The 17,708-nt window shown below is 57.4% G+C and carries 15 protein-coding genes; 9 read left to right on the forward strand and 6 right to left on the reverse strand.

Annotation, left to right across the window (positions count from 1 at the left end):
- Window positions 1-75 precede the first annotated feature (75 nt).
- The 5 genes from aglG (at window position 76) to FJT57_RS07885 (ending at window position 6,301) form a co-directional block, all read left to right on the forward strand.
- Window positions 76-987, forward strand: coding sequence for a glucosyl-dolichyl phosphate glucuronosyltransferase (aglG, locus tag FJT57_RS07865; RefSeq protein ID WP_144903874.1), 912 nt, complete (start codon window positions 76-78; stop codon window positions 985-987).
- Window positions 988-1,033: 46 nt separating this feature from the next.
- Window positions 1,034-2,041: an NAD-dependent epimerase/dehydratase family protein gene (locus FJT57_RS07870; protein ID WP_144903876.1), complete on the forward strand. Its 1,008-nt coding sequence runs from the start codon at window positions 1,034-1,036 to the stop codon at window positions 2,039-2,041.
- A gap of 26 nt (window positions 2,042-2,067) precedes the next feature.
- A complete protein-coding gene (locus FJT57_RS07875; RefSeq protein WP_144903878.1) occupies window positions 2,068-3,225 on the forward strand; it encodes a sugar phosphate nucleotidyltransferase in 1,158 nt (385 codons plus the stop codon).
- Between the two features lies 1 nt (window position 3,226).
- On the forward strand, window positions 3,227-5,041 hold the full coding sequence (gene glmS / locus FJT57_RS07880; protein WP_144903880.1) for a glutamine--fructose-6-phosphate transaminase (isomerizing): 1,815 nt from the start codon (window positions 3,227-3,229) through the stop codon (window positions 5,039-5,041).
- 126 nt (window positions 5,042-5,167) lie between these two features.
- The gene (locus tag FJT57_RS07885) at window positions 5,168-6,301 is read left to right on the forward strand and encodes a glycosyltransferase (protein ID WP_144903882.1); all 1,134 of its coding nucleotides are present in this window, start codon (window positions 5,168-5,170) and stop codon (window positions 6,299-6,301) included.
- Between the two features lie 26 nt (window positions 6,302-6,327).
- Here the strand turns inward: FJT57_RS07885 and FJT57_RS07890 are convergent, their stop codons facing one another.
- From FJT57_RS07890 to FJT57_RS07900, 3 genes are read right to left on the reverse strand one after another with little or no spacing between them, the layout of a single operon-like run.
- Entirely contained in the window at window positions 6,328-7,311 is a 984-nt protein-coding gene (locus FJT57_RS07890) for an NAD-dependent epimerase/dehydratase family protein (RefSeq protein ID WP_144903884.1), read from the reverse strand.
- Between the two features lie 14 nt (window positions 7,312-7,325).
- Window positions 7,326-8,084, reverse strand: coding sequence for a UTP--glucose-1-phosphate uridylyltransferase AglF (gene aglF / locus FJT57_RS07895; RefSeq protein ID WP_144903886.1), 759 nt, complete (start codon window positions 8,082-8,084; stop codon window positions 7,326-7,328).
- Window positions 8,085-8,131: 47 nt separating this feature from the next.
- Complete coding sequence (locus FJT57_RS07900; RefSeq protein WP_144903888.1) at window positions 8,132-9,250, reverse strand: DegT/DnrJ/EryC1/StrS family aminotransferase; 1,119 nt, start codon at window positions 9,248-9,250, stop codon at window positions 8,132-8,134.
- A gap of 96 nt (window positions 9,251-9,346) precedes the next feature.
- Between FJT57_RS07900 and FJT57_RS07905 the strand changes: the two genes are divergently transcribed.
- On the forward strand, window positions 9,347-10,681 hold the full coding sequence (locus tag FJT57_RS07905; protein WP_144903890.1) for a nucleotide sugar dehydrogenase: 1,335 nt from the start codon (window positions 9,347-9,349) through the stop codon (window positions 10,679-10,681).
- Between the two features lie 3 nt (window positions 10,682-10,684).
- Here the strand turns inward: FJT57_RS07905 and asnB are convergent, their stop codons facing one another.
- On the reverse strand, window positions 10,685-12,739 hold the full coding sequence (gene asnB / locus FJT57_RS07910) for an asparagine synthase (glutamine-hydrolyzing) (protein ID WP_144903892.1): 2,055 nt from the start codon (window positions 12,737-12,739) through the stop codon (window positions 10,685-10,687).
- 1 nt (window position 12,740) lies between these two features.
- Entirely contained in the window at window positions 12,741-13,649 is a 909-nt protein-coding gene (locus FJT57_RS07915) for an NAD-dependent epimerase/dehydratase family protein (RefSeq protein ID WP_144903894.1), read from the reverse strand.
- Between the two features lie 79 nt (window positions 13,650-13,728).
- Between FJT57_RS07915 and FJT57_RS07920 the strand changes: the two genes are divergently transcribed.
- The 3 genes from FJT57_RS07920 to FJT57_RS07930 are packed head-to-tail and all read left to right on the forward strand — an operon-like array spanning window position 13,729 to window position 16,360.
- Window positions 13,729-14,304 carry an acyltransferase gene (locus FJT57_RS07920; protein WP_144903896.1) on the forward strand — a complete coding sequence of 192 codons (576 nt, stop codon included), beginning with the start codon at window positions 13,729-13,731 and terminating at the stop codon, window positions 14,302-14,304.
- Window positions 14,301-15,389 carry a DegT/DnrJ/EryC1/StrS family aminotransferase gene (locus tag FJT57_RS07925; RefSeq protein WP_238993944.1) on the forward strand — a complete coding sequence of 363 codons (1,089 nt, stop codon included), beginning with the start codon at window positions 14,301-14,303 and terminating at the stop codon, window positions 15,387-15,389. Before FJT57_RS07920 ends, FJT57_RS07925 begins: the two co-directional genes overlap by 4 nt.
- Entirely contained in the window at window positions 15,386-16,360 is a 975-nt protein-coding gene (locus tag FJT57_RS07930) for a Gfo/Idh/MocA family protein (RefSeq protein WP_144903898.1), read from the forward strand. The genes FJT57_RS07925 and FJT57_RS07930 overlap by 4 nt, the downstream gene beginning before the upstream one ends.
- A gap of 234 nt (window positions 16,361-16,594) precedes the next feature.
- On the opposite strand, the gene FJT57_RS07935 is transcribed toward FJT57_RS07930, so the two are convergent.
- On the reverse strand, window positions 16,595-17,695 hold the full coding sequence (locus tag FJT57_RS07935; RefSeq protein ID WP_144903900.1) for a peptidoglycan bridge formation glycyltransferase FemA/FemB family protein: 1,101 nt from the start codon (window positions 17,693-17,695) through the stop codon (window positions 16,595-16,597).
- Between the last annotated feature and the right edge of the window lie 13 nt (window positions 17,696-17,708).

The raw sequence follows: 17,708 nt of genomic DNA on the forward strand, positions 1-17,708 counted from the left end.
CTATCCCGACGTTGTTGAACGTGTTCACGATCGTAGACACAACCCTTACGGTACCGTATCGGCATCGCTCGGTAAATGAAAACCTCCGTCGTCATCTGTGCGTACGATCCAGATCTGTACGATGATCTCAGCGAGGCGATCGAAAGCGTGCGAGAGCAAACGTACGAGAGTGTAGAGGCGGTTGTCGTCATCGACGGGAGCGACGAACTCTACGAACGGGTGCGTAACGACTACGAGGACCGAAGAGATGTCGTTCTCCACTGTAACGACTCGAACGTCGGCCTCTCACGGAGTCGAAACGCGGGAATCGAACGAAGTAGCGGCGATGTGATCGCGTTTCTCGACGACGACGCCGTCGCCAGTCCGGACTGGATCGCAGAACTGGTCGACACGTACGAGCGCCGGGACGCGATTGCGGCCGGTGGTCGGATGGTCCCGCGGTGGGTCGCGGGCGAGCCCGAGTGGCTCCCGCCGGAGTTCTACTGGCTCGTCGGCGTCACCCACCGCGGATTCCCCGAAGAAGCGCGCGAGGTCCGAAACACGTTCGGCTCGAACATCTCCTTCAAACGGGAGGTGTTCGAGGAGATCGGGACGTTCGAGCCCGACCTCGGACGGCACGGTGACCGGCAGATCCAAGGCGAAGAGACGGAACTCGCCGCGCGAATGCACGCCGCGTTCGGAGAGCGCGTCTGGTACAACCCGGACGCCTTCGTCGAGCACAAAGTGTTCGCCTACCGCACCGATCCGACCTGGCTTCTGAAGCGGGCGTTCTGGCAGGGGTACTCCAAACGCGCGCTGGACGAACTCATCGACGACTCCGGTGGCGAGGAGGGCGCGTTCGTCTCGCAGTTGCTCTTTTCGGGACTCCCCCACTACGCTCGGAAGACGGTCGTCGACGGATCGATACCGGACTTGAAGCGAGGCGTGTTCGCGCTTGCCCTGACCGCGGCCGTCGGCTCGGGCTATCTGTACGCGCTCGTCTCGTAAAACACGGACCCGAAGGAGGTATGTCGCTGCCCTCGTATCGGTGCATATGCTCGATTCTCGACGGATTGCGGTGACCGGGGCTGGCGGATACATCGGCTCGCGAGTCGTGCACGAGTTTCTCGACGCCGGAGCCGAGGTGATTGCGATCGACGATCGCTCCGGAAATCAGGTGTCATCGTTCTCCGATGCGGTGTTCGAGACCGTCGACATCCGAGATAATCAAGCGCTTCGAGACGCGCTTTCCGATTCCGATGCGGTGTGTCACCTCGCGGCGGTGAGCGGGATCCCCGACTGCGAGAGCGATCCCGATCGCGCGTTCGAGATCAACGTTCAGGGCACCGAGAACGTAACCTGGCACTGTCGCAACCGAGAGATTCCGCTGGTATTCGCCTCGAGTATGGCCGTTATCGGCGAACCCGTCGAGTTCCCGATCGGGGCGGATCATCGACGCGATCCCGTGAGTCTCTATGGCCTAACAAAAAAGATGAACGAGGACGATATCCACGATCTTACTCGCGGCCGTGTTCCGGCCCACCTGTTCCTCACGGCGAATCTCTACGGGACGCACGACTGTGAGGGGGTGACCGTCGGCAAAGAGACCGTAATCAACATCTTCATCGAGCGTGCGCTCGCGGATCGGCCGCTCACGATTCACCGCCCCGGAACGCAAACGTTCGATTTCATCCACGTCAACGACGTCGCCCGGGCGTATCGTCACTCGGTGACGTCGCTCCTCGAACAAGCGAATTCCGCCGAGGCGACCGCCGACATCGGCGCAGTCGACATCCCGCTCGCAAGTGGCGAGCAGTTGAGCGTCATCGACGTCGCCGAATTGGTCCAGCGCGTCTGCGGAGAGGAACGCGGACACGAGCCCGAAATCAACTACGTCGAGGACCCCCGCGAGAGCCAACCCACCGGCCCGGATTTCACGGTCGATACGGAACCCGCTCGGGAGCGGTTGGGGTTCGAGACCGAGCATACAGTCGAGGGGACGGTGCGGCGGGCCCTGCGTGAACGTGAGAAACAGCCCGCGAGCGACCACACAAAATATTGAACACCCCGCATCGCAACACCAGTAGTATGAAAGCTGTCGTCCTCGCCGCCGGAGAGGGAATGCGGCTCAGGCCGCTGACCCGCACGCGGCCGAAACCGATGCTTCCGATCGGGAACCAGCCGCTTCTCGAACACGTGCTCGAAGCCGGGAGAGAAGCGGGCATCGACGAGTTCGTGTTCGTCGTCGGCTACAAACGCGAGCGGATCCAGAGTCACTTCGGCGACGGCGACGACTGGGACGTCGACATCGAGTACGCCGTCCAAGAGACGCAGCTCGGGACCGGCCACGCGCTGTTGCAAGCGGAGCCATACATTAACGGCAGCTTCATCGCGCTCAACGGCGATCGAATCGTCGAACCGAGCGCGATCTCAGCCGTAATGCGGGAGCGTCGCGAGACGGGCAGCCCCGTGATGGCGGTGACACGCCATCGAAATCCCGAAAACTACGGTGTCGTCGAGCTCGATGGCCAGCGCGTGCGTTCGATCGAAGAGAAGCCGCCAGCTCATACGGTTAAGACGGATTATATCAACGCCGGTGTCTACGGCCTCGGGGCGTCGACCTTCGACGAGATTCGAGAAACTGACGCCGACGGAGAGTTGGCGATCACGACCGTGTTACAGGCGTACCGGGACGCGCTGCGCCCGGTTCGGTTCGACGGCCTCTGGCTCGACGTCTCGTATCACTGGGACATCTTGGCCGTCAACAGTCGAATGCTCGATCGAACGGAATCGTCCCGTGCCGAGACGGCGTCGATCCACGAACGGGCGACAGTCGTCGACGGGGCGGCGATCGCCGCGGACGTGCGCATCCGCCCGGGGGCGACGGTACTCCCCGGGACGTCACTCGGCGAGAACGTCGAGATCGGATCGAACGCCGTGCTCTCGAACTGCGTCGTGCTGGCGGACGCCACGGTTGACGACGGGGCTGTCGTCCGCGATTGCGTCGTCGGCGAGAACGCAACTGTCGGAGCGAACACGACGATAGAAGGGGGAGATACCGACGTCGTGGTGGACGGGTCCGTTCACTCGGACGTCCGCTTAGGCGGCGTCGTCGGAGACAACACGGCGCTCGGCGGCAACGTGACCGTCTCGCCGGGGACGGTGATCGGCAACGACGCGACCGTCGAATCAGGAACGATCGTGAGCGACTGGATCGAGAACGACGCGATCGTGCGGAGGGGGTAAGATGTGTGGAATCATCGGCTACCTCGGATCGGCGGACGCACTTCCGATCCTCAGAGACGGGCTCTCGAACCTCGAATACCGCGGGTACGATTCTGCGGGAATCGCCCTCGGGGGAGATACGGTCGAGGTCTACAAGCGCGCGGGGGAGCTGTCGGCGCTCACCGAGGTGCTTCCCGAAACGTCGACAGCGACGATGGGCATCGGCCACACGCGGTGGTCGACCCACGGCGAGCCCACGGACGCGAACGCGCACCCGCACACGAACGAATCCGGTGACGTCGCGGTCGTCCACAACGGAATCATCGAAAACTACGACGCGTTGCGGTCGGTGCTCACGGAACGCGGCCACACGTTCGCGAGCGATACCGACACCGAGGTCGTCCCGCATCTCCTCGAAGAGGAGCTGGAATCCGGTCGCAATCTCGTCGACGCGGTCTCGGCCGTCGTCGAGAAATTGGAGGGGAACTTCGCACTCGGTGTCGTCGCCGCGGGCCACGACGGCATCGTCGCGACGCGCCGCGGGAATCCCCTGGTGCTCGGATACGCCGAGCACGGCGCGTTCATCGCGAGCGACGTCCCGGCGTTCGTCGAGCACACGCGGCGCGTCAGTTACCCCGAGGAGGGTGACGTCATCCACCTCACTGAATCGGAGGTGTCGGTGTACGCCGACGGCGAGGCGGTCTCCCGCGAGATCCAAGAAATCGAATGGGACGCCGAAGCCGCGGAGAAGGGCGGGTACAAACACTATATGCTCAAGGAGATCCACGAGCAGCCCACGGCGCTCCGACAGGCGATCTCCGGGCGCATCGACGAGGTGAAAGGCGAAGTAGACCTAGAGATCGATCTCCCGGCGGAGTATCTCAATTCCTTAGCGGAGATCCAGTTCGTCGCCTGCGGCACCTCCTACCACGCCGCGTTGTACGCTGCGGACCTGTTAGAGGAGTACGCGGACGTCCGATCCTCCGCCGAGATCGCCTCGGAGTACGAGTTCCGCGGTGGGCGTGACCCGTGGCGAACGCTCGTCGTCGCCGTGACGCAGAGCGGCGAGACTGCGGACACGCTTTCGGCGCTGCGGCGAGCGAAGCGGGCCGGTGCCCGGACGCTCGCGGTGACGAACACGCTGGGGAGCACGGTGACGCGGGAAGTCGACGACACCGTCTTTATCCGGGCCGGCCCGGAGATCGGCGTCGCCGCGACGAAGACCTTCTGTTCGCAGGTCGCGACGCTGGCGCTTCTCTGCGTCTACGTCGGCCGCGCTCGCGGCGCGATGTCGTCGGGTGACGCCCGGGCGTTGCTCTCGGATTTACGGGGGCTCCCAGGTGCGGTACAGCAAGTGTTAGACCGAGAGGAGCAGGTCTGCGTTGCGGCCGAAGAGTACGGCGACGGCGACGCGTTCTTCTTCATCGGGCGGCGTCTGGGTGCGCCGGTGGCTCTGGAGGGCGCGTTGAAGTTGAAGGAGATCTCGTACGATCACGCCGAGGGATTTGCGGCCGGGGAGTTGAAACACGGTCCGTTGGCGTTGGTAACGTCCGAGACGCCCGTTCTGGCGGTCCTCACTGGGGGGTCGAACGCGCCTGAGACGCTGAACAACGTGAAAGAGGTCGAGTCACGGGGCGCGCCGGTGATCGGATGTGCGTCGGATGACGTTGACGCGGAGAAGTTCGTGGATGAGGTGTTCGACGTTTCCGATCTGGGGGAGTTGGAGCCGCTGGTGGCTAACGTGTACTTCCAACTGTTCAGTTACTACGTGGCCGATTTGCAGGGGCGCTCGATCGATAAGCCGCGAAATTTGGCGAAGAGTGTGACCGTAGAATGAGGCCAGAAGCACAGTAGATCGCGAATAGCGCTTCGGCACACAGCGTCGAAAGCGGGGTGACTGCCGTTTGCGTTCGAAGCCAGCGCCAAACAATAGGAATAAGCCTCTCTTCGAACACTTCGAGGTATGTCCGACAGTGGAGTCTGTGTCGTTACGCACCCGCTGAGTTCGGCCGGAGAAAACGCAACTCGGACGCTACTGGATATTCTCGCTTCGATCGGGTCCGTCAGTCTGGTTACCGCCGATCTTCCCGAAGACTCGTCGATTCGAGATACTCGCGAAGTGATCGAGTTGACCTCGAAGGGGGCTGGTGAGAACGTCCTCATCGCAGCGCTCCGGTTTCTGTTGAATCAGGTGCGAATGTGTCTCGTCCTTCGCCAGCGGCCCGAACAGGTCGTTCTGTTTTTCGGCGCGACTTCCTATCTCCTGCCCATACTGTTCGCTCGGGCGTACGGAAAAACGGTACTCGTCGAGCCGCGTGGTGACGTGCCACTGACGCTTCGGCTCAACTGGGAGCAACGGATGCCATCGATCGTCGCCAAGTGGCTAGCGGGATCGGTGAGACTGTTAGAATCCGCCGGGTTTGTCGCGGCACATCGGATTGTGACGTACACGCCGAATATGGCCGCCGAATTGGGGCTCGATCCGAACTCCGAGCGAGTGTACCCACACGGTGCACGGTACGTCGATACGGAACGCTTCTCGGTGCAGGTTCCCTTCGCAGAGCGCGGCGATGTCGTCGGCTTCGTCGGGCGTCTCGACGAAGAAAAGGGGATCCGCGAACTGGCCCGCGTCGCGAAGCAGCTCCCGGACGGCGTGACGTTCCGGTTCGTCGGCGACGGGCCGCTGTACGAGTGGCTTGCGGCGGAGTTAGCCGAGGAGATCGAAGAAGGGAAAGTGGAACTGGCTGGGTGGGTCGACCACGAGGACGTTCCGGGCGAATTGAATCAAATGAAGCTACTCGTGATGCCGTCGCATCCGACAGAGGGACTGCCGACGACGATCCTAGAGTCGCTGGCGTGCGGGACGCCAGCGTATGCGACCCCTGTTTCGGGCGTTCTGGACGTCGTGAAAGAGGACGAGACGGGGTTTCTGATGCGCGAGCGGACGGTCGAGGCTATTTCTCGGGATCTCACGGAAATCCTCGTTGCCGAGGGCGAACTTGAAGTTGTCAGCGCTCGCGGTCGGAGACTCATCGAAGAGGAATACAGTTTCAGTGCGGCCGAAGAGCGGTATCGGAACTTACTGGCGACGGTCTGAGTGGGGGATCACGGCGGGAGCGGATCTCACGAATTCCGCACGAGTGGCTCGTACCATTCGCGGTTCGCCTCGTACCAGTCGATGAATTTCGAGACACCTTCGCGGATGTCCGTGCTCGGCTCGTAGTCGATCAGTGCACCGGCTTTCGCGACGTCCGCGTGGGTGTGTCGGGCGTCGGCGTCCTTTGCATCCTCGTGAACGATGTCGACGTCTGCGCCCGTCTCGTCGACAACGTACTCCGCGAGTTCCCGAATCGAGATGTTGTCGTTCGAGCCGATGTTCATCGCCTCTCCGTCGGCCTCGCCGGTCTCCAAGAGCGTAAGGTTTGCTTCGACGATATCGTCGATGAACGTGAAATCCCGCGTTTGCTCGCCGTCGCCGTAGATGATCGGCGGCTCGCCGTTGAGACACCGCGAGACGAAGTTCGAGATGGCCATATTCGGGCGCATCCGCGGTCCGTAGACTGTGAAGTACCGGAGGTTGACGGTTGCGACGTCGCGGAGGTCATCGTACACGTTGCAGTAGTGCTCGGCGGCGAGTTTGGTGACCGCATAGGGGCTTTTGGGATGATTCGGATGCTCCTCGTCGTAGGGGAGGTACTCCGGGACACCGTAGACTGAGGAAGAAGAGGCGTTTATTACCCGCTCGACGCCGTGGTCGGCGGCGGCTTCGAGGACCGTGACGATGCCGTCGATGTTGCTCTCGTTGTAGGCTTTCGGGCTCTTCACGCTCGTTCGAACGCCAGCCTTCGAGGCCTGGTGGAAGATGACGCCGATGTCGTTTGTAGAGACGACGTCTTCGACGAGTTCCTCGTCCGTCGTCGACCCCTCGACGAATGCGAAGCGGTTACCGCCCGTCTCGCGGCACACCTCAAGGTTGTGTTCTTTGATGCCGAGGTCGTAGTACGGATCGAGATTATCGAGGACGACGACGCGGTGACCCGCGTCGAGACATCCCTGAACGAGGTTCGAGCCGATGAAGCCCCCCCCGCCGGTGATGAGAATCTGCATACGGCCGGATTCGATCAGGCCTCTTTTGTCGGTTCCGGTTCCGCGTCGGCTTGCTTCGATCCGTCGCCGTTGAGGCGTTCCTCAGCGCGTTCACGGTCCTCCGGATAGCCAACGTCGATGCGCCAGCCGTCCAGTCGGATCGCATCGATCGTGCGGCCGGATTGGATCAGGAGGTCGATCGCATCCGGAAGTTCGTACTCGCCTCGGTCCGAGGGTTGAACGAGGTGGCAGGCGTGAAAGATCGCTGGCGTGAACGTGTAGAATCCGGTCATTACGAGGTTCGACGGAGGGTCGTCGGGCTTTTCGAGGACTTCAGTGATTTCGCCGTACTTGTTGGTATTGCAAACGCCGTATCTCGAGGCTTCCTCCATCGGGACCTCCTCGACGAGGAACGCGGCGTCCGCGCGGTCCTCTCGTTGGCGATTGACGACGTCACCGAGGTTGCCCCGGAAGATGTTGTCCCCGAGCATCAGCATAAAGTCGTCATCGACGTACGGCTCGGCGGTGAGAAGCGCGTGTGCGAGGCCGTTCTGTTCTCGCTGGTGGGCGTACGTGATGGGAACTCCTCTGTATTCGTCGCCGTAGCGCTCCATTATCTTCTCTTTCAGGTAGCCGACGACGACGACGAACTCCTCGGCGTTGAGGTTGATGAGGTCGTCGAAGACGTGCTCGACGAGTGGTTTATTATTGACTTCGACGAGTGCCTTCGGCTTGTCTTCGGTGAGCGGGCGGAGGCGGGTTCCTTTGCCCGCGGCGAGGATGACGGCTTGCATATCCCACTATCGTCCACACGCTGCCATAAGTGACCGGGTCTGACGAATTATCGGTGTTTTTCGAGCTCGTTGTTCAATGCATCAACAACCCGATGCTGATCCTTCACAGTCATCGAATGTGCAACGGGCAGCGTGAGTAGGTTTCGTGAAAGAGACTTCGAAACGGAAAGACTGCTCGCGGTGTTGGCATCCGCAAATGCCTCCGTCTCGTTCACTGAGAACGTTCCGATTTGTGTCTCGATATTCTGTTCGGCCAGTGCCTCAATGAGTTTGTCTCGCGTCGATTCATCTCCTGCCTGAATGTAGATACAATAGCTCTGGAAATTGTGCTTCGCGCTGTTAGGCTCCGTTGGTGCCGAGACACCCTCCACCTCGGCGAGAAGATCGGTATACCGGTGTGCAATTTCACGCCTCTTTTCGACGATCTCTTCGATCTTTTCCAGTTGTGCAACGCCGACCGCCGCGAGGATGTCCGACATCCGGTAGTTGGTTGCATCAGCACGGATGAATCCGATATCCGTATTTGGGTTCGTGCCGAAGTTCTTGATGCGACGGATCTCTCCTTCGAGTTCCGAATCGTCCGTCGTCACCATTCCACCCTCACCAGTCGTCAGGACCTTCCGCGGGTGAAAACTGAACACGCTGACGTCGAACTGAGAACCAACGGACTCACCGTCGTATGCAGCGAGTGGAGAGCACGCTGCATCTTCCACAATCGCGAGACCGTGTTCGTCAGCGATGTCTCGAAGTGGCCTTGGGTTGAGCGGTTGCCCACCCCAAGAGACCGGCATAACCGCGGCAGTCTTGTCGGTAACTGCGGCCGCTGTCTCCTCATAGTCCAAATTGTACGTCTCCCTGTCTACGTCAACGAGAACGGGATCAGCACCAACACGAACGATAGCGTTCGCGGATGCAGGATGGGTAAAGTCCGGGACGATGACTTCGTCTCCGGTCCCGACTCCCATCGCCTCCAGTCCCAGTTCGAGACCTGTTGTACATGATGTCGCCGTGATCGCGTGTTTAGCGCCGACCAAATCGGCAAAGCCGATCTCGAACTTCTCCGCGTACGGCCCCTGCGTCATATATCCCGATTCGATAACTTTCTCTACGTTCTCCAGTTCCTCTGAACCGACAACGGGTTCGATGAGGGGGATGCGGTCATCCATCTTTGTTCATCCGTGGTGTCTTCCGAACGGGGGATATATTTGCTGATTCGACTGACACCGGAACTGCTTACTTTGGGACACAGGTAAAAGGGATGTATGGCAACTGTCGAGGCTGGTCTCCGAAACGAGGACGGTGATCCCACGATTGCAGTCTACGGACTCGGGAAGATGGGTCTCCCTCTCGCGGCTGTTTTGGCTGACACTGGATTCGACGTGTTAGGTGTCGATATCGACGAAGTGGTCACAACAGCCGTGAACAGTGGAGAAAGCCCTGTTTCCGAACCCGGATTAGATGAGCTAGTCCAGACCTATGGAGGTGACAAGTTGGAAGCTACTACTGAGGGATCCCGTGCAGCGGCCCGTGCTGACGTAATGATCCTCCTCGTTCCGACTGTCCTCGATGACCACAACGATCCAAACCTCGATCCTGTAATGAGGGCCGCGGCTGACATCTCTGAGGGGCTAACTGATGGGGATCTCGTCATCTTAGAGAGTACAGTCCCACCAAAGACCACGAGTGGTCCATTCACGGAGGCCCTCGAAACTGAATCGTTGACGGCTGGTGAAGATTTCGGCTTGGCGCACTGTCCGGAGCGGACGTACTCCGGACGAGTGATCACGGACCTTACGGAGTCGTATCCGAAGATCGTCGGAGGAGTCGACGAGGACAGTACGGCTGCAGCATCCGCATTATACCAACGATTCAATGCACCAGGGGTCATCGAACTCGGGAGCGCGACCGCGGCTGAGGCAGTAAAAGTCTTCGAGGGAGTCTACCGAGACACCAACATTGCCCTAGCGAACGAACTCGGGATGGTTTGTGAGGACTGGGAACTGGACGCGCACGAGGTGTTTGAAGCCGCAAATACTCAGCCGTTCTGTGATATCCACGTTCCGGGAATCGGTGTCGGCGGTCACTGTATTCCGGTCTACCCGCACTTCGTTATTGGTGGGTCTCGCGAAACACCCCTCCTTGAGACAGCAAGAGCGGTTAATGATCGAATGCCGGGCCATGCTGTGGACATTCTTGCAGGCACCCTTGCTGGACACGGATGCGAACTCTCTAACGCAACAATCCTTGTTCTTGGCATTACATACCGTCCTGGAGTCAAAGAACTCCGTTACGCACCCGCACTTGATCTTGTCAAAAGATTACGTGAAGAGGGTGCGAAAGTCTTCGCGCACGACCCACTGATCGACGATGAAACTATGTCTGAGATTGGCGCGAAAGCAGTCCATTCACCAATAGTTCAAAACATCGATGGTGTTGTGCTCGCTACTGGCCACGAGCAGTACCGCGATCTGAATCTCAGCGAACTTCGTGACGCGATGCGAACACCCGTGTTCGTAGACGGACGTGCGTTCTTTGACCCCGAGGAGATGGAGGCGTTCACGTATGCACAGATTGCGAATGGCGAAACCGAAACGTGAGGGTCACGTATAGTAATTGCCGATAGACGCCGGGCCCGCAACTGACTCTACGATGTACATCTGATACCAGATTTCGAATGCAACGATTTTCCAGAGCAATTTATAGTGGGGAACAAGATCACTTGTTGGTGTTCGATGGAGTAAGTCCCGAAGGTATTTCTCATCGATGAATCCCTGATGGACGATATGTGCGTCGTCAAGTATCGCTTTTGCGTGCGGAAGCAACTGACCCTTGGCGAATTGGTACGTCGGCATCGTAAATCCCTGTTTGTCTTTTTCGAAGACTGTCGCCGGGAGCTTTGAGCGCATCGCGTCACGAAGTACTGTTTTTCCGATGTCGACATCTCCCCTCGTCGTGTCGAATTTTTCGGACAACGGCAATGAGAACGCAACGTTAATCATCTCGTTATCCAAGAAGGGCACTCTCGACTCCAAGGAATGTGCCATACTCATCCGATCTTCGACGAAAAGGAAATCGTTCGGAAGTTTCACACAGAAGTCCCACCGTAGCCCTTGTTCCCTCAATTTGAGAGTATGATCGTCGTGAGGATGGTTACGTTCGATGACTTCGGTCGTCTGAAAGTTATCCTGCAATTCACGACCGAACGCCCGTTTTCGGTAGAAATCAAGGTCACCAAGGACATCACTACTGTTCAAAAGGACGTAGAGCGTCGTCGGGTCATCGACGTGAGAAGTTGTCTCAAGGTCCTCGAGAAGATCATCATTCGACAGATCGCCGTTTTCAATCTGTGTCATCGCGATCTGCTCTGCATTCTGTGACAGCGTATCGATGGTACGAGCTGTTCCTCCCTGATCTTGGAGAAGATCATCATTCGTCACCTCTCCAGTTTCGGTTTGTGCCGACGCGACCTGTACCGCGTGTTTTGATGGAGTGCCTGCCGAGGCGGCGATCGCGGAGTGCTGGAGGTCTTCTAGCTCCTGAAGCCGATTGAATCGATACACGTAGCCACCAAAGAGTTCGTCCGCACCCAACCCGCCAAGTGCGACTGTGACGTGATTTCGCATCTCTTCGGCCACGTAGTACGGATAGAGATTACGCTTTGGTTCGTCAGCGTGCCAAATCATTTCGGGGAAATCCTCGATGAATTCACCGTCGATCTGGAGTTCGTGGTGCTGTGTGCCGAAATGGTCCGCGATGGCCCTCGCATCCTCTCGCTCATCCCAGATCTGGTCCTCAAATCCCATACAGAACGTATGAATTGGGTCATCCGTGAGTTCGTCAGCCATCGCGACGACGCTACTCGTATCGAGTCCTCCGGAGAGATAGAACCCCACGGGAACGTCGCTGACTAACTGACGTCTGACTGCGTTCCGCAACGCACTCTGAACTGCAACGGCAGGATTTGGCGGGGGATCACTCACGGCCATAGACAGGTCCCAGTATCTATTTTCATCTACTTGCCACGCCTCTCCTGAGCGCTCTATTACGGCGTACGTTCCCGGTTGGATCGTCTCGATTCCATCGAAGAGCGTTGTATGAGATGGTGAATACCGTAGCTGGAGGAAGTACTGGAGCGCGTCTGTATCGACAGCGGGTTCGACGAGTCCACTACGGAGAATCGCCTTCGGTTCGCTTGCAAAAAGTACACACCCATCGACATATGCCACGTGAAGGGGCTTGATACCCGTACGATCGCGAGCGAGAATTAAGCGTTCGGTGGATGCATCCCATAGTGCTACTGCGAACATCCCATTCAGCCGTTCGAAAACCTCCTCTCCCCACTCCTCGTAGCCGTGGACAAGTACTTCCGTATCAGTTGCCGTCGTGAAGGTGTGGCCTACAGATTCAAGCGCTCTCCGTAGTGGTTGAAAATTGTAGATCTCGCCGTTGTACACGACAGTGATATCTCCATCTTCGTTGTAAATCGGCTGATCACCGCCCCCAACGTCGATGACTCGTAATCGCTGGTTGGACAACATCACATCGTTGTCGACGTGGCTCCCGGTAGACTCGGGTCCCCGATGCCTCTGTGAAGACGCCATCTCATCGAGAATTGCTTCGTCTACGATGCCAGCCGCACCACAGATGCCACACATATTATATGTCCAAGTCCTCCTCCATCCATTCGTAGGTCTGCTGAAGTCCCTCTCGGAAGGACGTATCCGGTTTGTCACCGAACAAGCCCTCGAATTTGCTCATATCCGCATAGAAATCGTCAATTTCATCAGGTCGCTGGGGTTTTCGGTCAATATCCGGCTCGACGTCTACGACATCCGCCATTTCGTGGATTGCATCGAGAATGGCAGTTTCTTTTCCGCGACCCATATTTATGATCTCATTCTTGACATCGCCTTCCAAGCCCTCGACGATGTAGGACGTGATATCGCGTACGTAAACGAAGTCCCGTGTCTGCTGACCGTCACCGGTCACGAATACCCCCTTGTCTTGAGCAAGCCGTGAGAGAACAACGGGAACCAATGCACCCGATTCCGGGTGTTGGTAGGGACCGTATACGTTGAAAAATCGAAAGACGAGATAGTCGAGGTCGTACAGTTCGTTGTATACCTCGAGATACTCCTCGATAGAGTGCTTCGCGACACCGTACGGTGACTGCGGAGCTGCTGGGTGATCTTCAGGCACAGGCACTTCTTCGACTTCACCGACGAGCGAGGAAGCTGAGGAGAAAAACACTTTTTCGACATCGTGCTCGCGAGCTGCGTCAAGGATATTTAGGGATCCAATAATGTTGATCTCGGCGTTCAGGTTCGGGTTTTCCGTACTGGCTGGAAGCGGATGCGCAGCGAGGTGAGCGATGACGTCAATACCCTTTATGACCTCGTTAACTCGATCATCATTCGTAATGTCGACCTTCTCGAACCGAGCGTTTTCCGGTTCAGGCTCGAATGATTCGACGTCACATGCGATGACCTCGTGCTCTGTTCCGGCAAGTTCGTCAAGGAGGTTCCGACCGACAAACCCAGACGCACCAAAAACGGCAACCTTCATACGATGAGGTGGTCTGGCTCAGATTAAAGTTGTTTGGAATACCGACGAGATTTAGTAGGGTGACCCTAAACCCGTCGATATGAACGATGTGACGTCGGAACTTACTGTTTCTCCCGATGCGACTGTCGGGATGAGTTACGACCCCGAGTCGTCACCACCGGAAATCGGTCCTGACAGCGTTATCAGAAGTGGAACGGTGATTTACGACGACGTCGTCGCGGGCGAGTCCCTTCAGACAGGCCATAATGCACTCATTCGAGAGCTGACGACACTCGGTGCTAACTGCCTCATAGGTACCAATGCCGTCGTTGATGGACGATCTGATCTCGGCGATGGCGTTAGTCTCCAAACTGGTGCGTACGTCCCAAGCGAAACGACGCTCGGGGACCGCGTCTTTCTCGGGCCACACGCCACGCTGCTGAACGATCCATATCCGGTTCGTAAAGACGCGGATCTAACCGGGCCAGTCGTCGAATCTGATGCTTCGATCGGCGCGAACTCGACCGTACTCCCTGGTGTGACTGTCGGGAAGGGAGCGTTCGTTGCCGCTGGCTCGATCGTTACTAATGACGTACCCGAACGGACACTCGCCGTTGGAAATCCAGCCGAGAAGCGTCCACTTCCTGACGAACTCGATGGAGGGAATAACCTGTGAGCATTCCGATCGCCAATCCTCAGATCTCTGAAACAGCTAAAAAAGCAGTGAGCGACGTCTTGGATTCAGGAATGCTCGCAGATGGAGAGGTCGTCCGCGAGTTCGAATCGGAGTTCGCTGACTTCGTTGGTACTGATCACGCTGTTGCAACCTCGAACGGAACCACCGCTCTGCAGGTTATGCTGGAAGCGGCCGGGATCGGTGAAGGGGATATCGTGCTTACCACGCCGTTCTCGTTTATTGCAAGTACAAATGCGATCGTACACGCGGGAGCGGAGCCGGTCTTCGCCGATATCGATCCGGAAACGTACAATCTCGATCCGGAAGCTGCCAGAGAAGTCATTGAATCCCGCGGGGACGTCGATGCTGTGCTGCCTGTACACCTTTATGGGTTGCCGGCAGATATGGATGCCTTTCAGAGACTTGCAGCAGAGTACGATCTGCTTCTTTTTGAGGATGCTGCACAGGCACACGGGGCGACTTCTGACGGAGATCAAGTCGGGTCCATCGGTGATGCTGCGGCGTTCTCATTCTATCCGACCAAGAATATGACGACAGGTGAAGGCGGGATGATCACCACCGACGACGACGAGGTTGCTTCACGCGCTCGGCAATTGTGTAATCACGGACGTGTCGACTCGTACAAACACGAATACGTCGGATATAATTTTCGTATGACGAATATCCAAGCAGCGATCGGTCTGGATCAGCTCGGACGGCTTCCGGAGTGGATCAAGGCCCGCCAAAAGAAGGCATCGTATCTCACTAATCGACTTTCAGATGCTGATATAATATCCCCGACAATTCCAGGCGATCGTACTCACTCGTTTCACCAGTATACGATTCAAGTTGCTGATCGAAGTGGGATGACTGATACACTTGACGAGCACAATGTCGGATACGGCGTGTACTACCCGCTACCGATACCGGACCAGCCAGCGTATGAATACGACTGTGATATCCCAGTCACACAAAAAGCCAGCGAGAGTGTACTTTCAATTCCGGTCCATCCCCAGGTTTCTGAGGTTGACCTCGATGTCATTGCTGACACAGTCGAAGCCGAGGCAGTTGAGGTGGCACAATGAGTTCGTCCGATCGTGATCCACTCCCCGTCGCTGTGATCGGTGCGGGTAATATGGGGTCGAACCATATTCGCGTATATGACGAGCTGCCGGAAGCAGAGTTAGTCGAGGTCGTCGAAACCAATCCCGAGACTGCCGCGAGTGTTCAAAAGGAATACAACGTCCGTGTACTCGACGACGTCGGCGATATCGAGTACGCTCAGGCGGTATCGATTGCGGTCCCCAACGAACTCCACCTCCCCGTGGCACGGCAGTGCATCGCCGAACTTGAGTTAGATATTCTCGTCGAAAAACCGCTAGCAAGTACTGTGGAGGCAGCGCAGGAAATCGTCAAGCTCGCGGACGATTACGACGCAATTCTGCAGGTAGGCCATATAGAGCGCTACAATCCAGCGATACAGGTCGTCGAAGACATTCTCGACAGTCAAGACGTGATTGCCATCGAAGCCCATCGACTCGGGCCGTTCCACGAGCACCTAGTGGATCAAAGTGTCGTCATTGATCTGATGATTCACGACATAGATGTTATTAATTCGCTCGTTGAAGCACCTGTTAGCCGAATTGATGCAGTCGGTGCGGCAAAACGGTCAGAAGATCTTGACCACGCAATCGCAAACTTCCAGTTCCAAGACGGGACCCTCGGGACCGTCGTGTCGAGCCACGTTACGCATGGGAAAGTTAGGGAACTCGACGTGACTACGCAGGACGCGTACATTTCATTGAATTACCAACAACAGCGCGTTGTCATCCAGCAGCGCGGTACCGAACAGATGACTGTTTTGAATAACAAGACAGGATATCGAACAGAGACCATCACAGAAACGCCATTCGTTAGTACCTGCGAACCACTTAAGAACGAACTAGAAGACTTCGTCAAGTGCGTACACGAACGGTCAACCCCTCTTGTCGATGGGGAAACCGGAGCGCAGGCCGTCGACATAGCGTCGAGAGTTCTCGAATCGATAGAAGGATAGTTGTAACTAGAGACACTCGCCTAGTGAAATTGGTGCTTATTGCTACAGTCTTGATCTATCTGGACACACGGTTTACATAGAAGCAACTACAGATAGTTTTGCATCGACCGCAGTACTCGCCATAGCTGGCAGGGCGCGACTGACTATGCTTTCGCGTCGATTCACCCTATGATCCGGCAGAGCGGGAATATAATCACACTACCAGTACCGTCCCCAAGAGATTTAGAGGAACCGCTAGTTCTCGAGTTCATCGTACGGCACGACGTAGAATCCGGGGTACTCTTCGCTCAGTTCCTCCGGCGTGAGTTCGAGGATGTGGGTCGCGTTCCTGTGTTCCGTGACGTAGTACCGGTAGATGTAGTCATCCGCCCCGAAACGTCGCTTGAAGTTGTAGAGTCCCGTCTGGGAGAACCAGGTGCCACCGAAGTTATACTTCGAGTAGCCGTTCTCCACAGCCCACTGGAGGCTCTCGTAGACCCCGAGGTTTGTCGCACCCGTGTTCCGGTGCTTCATCTCGATTGCTGGCTGGTAGTACTGGAGTTTCTCACCGTGACAAAGTTCCACGATGCCCATAATGACGTCGTCGTTCAGCGTTACGTACCGCAACTGAGCGTCATCTCCAAAGATGTCGAACAACCGCTCGAAGTACTCCTTATCCTTCAGACCGCCGCCTGACCGCACGACGGCGTCGTCGTAACCCTTGCCGAGCATCTCGCCTTTGTAGATCTCGTAGAATTGGTCAAGTCTCTCGCCCGCTTCCCGGGTGAGGCCGACGGTGACGTCCGACTCCTTGGCGTCACGGACACTCCGGCGACAGCTCTTGGAAAATCGATCCGAGAACAGACGCTTTTTGACGTTCTCGTCGGCGGTTGGAGAGGGAATGTCGATAATTTGGCCAGCGCGCTCGTCGAGGTACGTGTAGTCGATGGTGTCCTCGTAGAAGTACGGATCTGTTTCGTAGGGAGAGACGATAACGTTCGAGAGGACCGTATCGTTCTCTTCTGCGAACCACGTGAACTCATCAAGGAGTCCGCGGCGAACCTCACGTTTCGTTTCGGGGTTAAGTTTGGGGCTGAGGACAATTCCCCCGTAACTCCCGAAATACGGCGAGGAATTGATGACGTTCCCAAGGGAGTTCTCTTTTAACACCAGCGGAAACGCACCAACGAGTTTCCGTTCTTCGATAGCACCGAGAAAGACGGCATCCGCATCTAGCCAGTCAGCGATGAATTCGATGTAGGACCGACGGTTGTAGGCGCTAGCTACCGGGTCCCGCTCCACGAGTCTGTCGAACTCGTGGAGCCACCGGTCCTCAGTGATGAGTCTTGTTTCCATTTCGTTTGGTCGT

The organism is Halobellus captivus (assembly GCF_007655485.1).
Lineage (GTDB): Archaea > Halobacteriota > Halobacteria > Halobacteriales > Haloferacaceae > Haloquadratum > Haloquadratum captivum.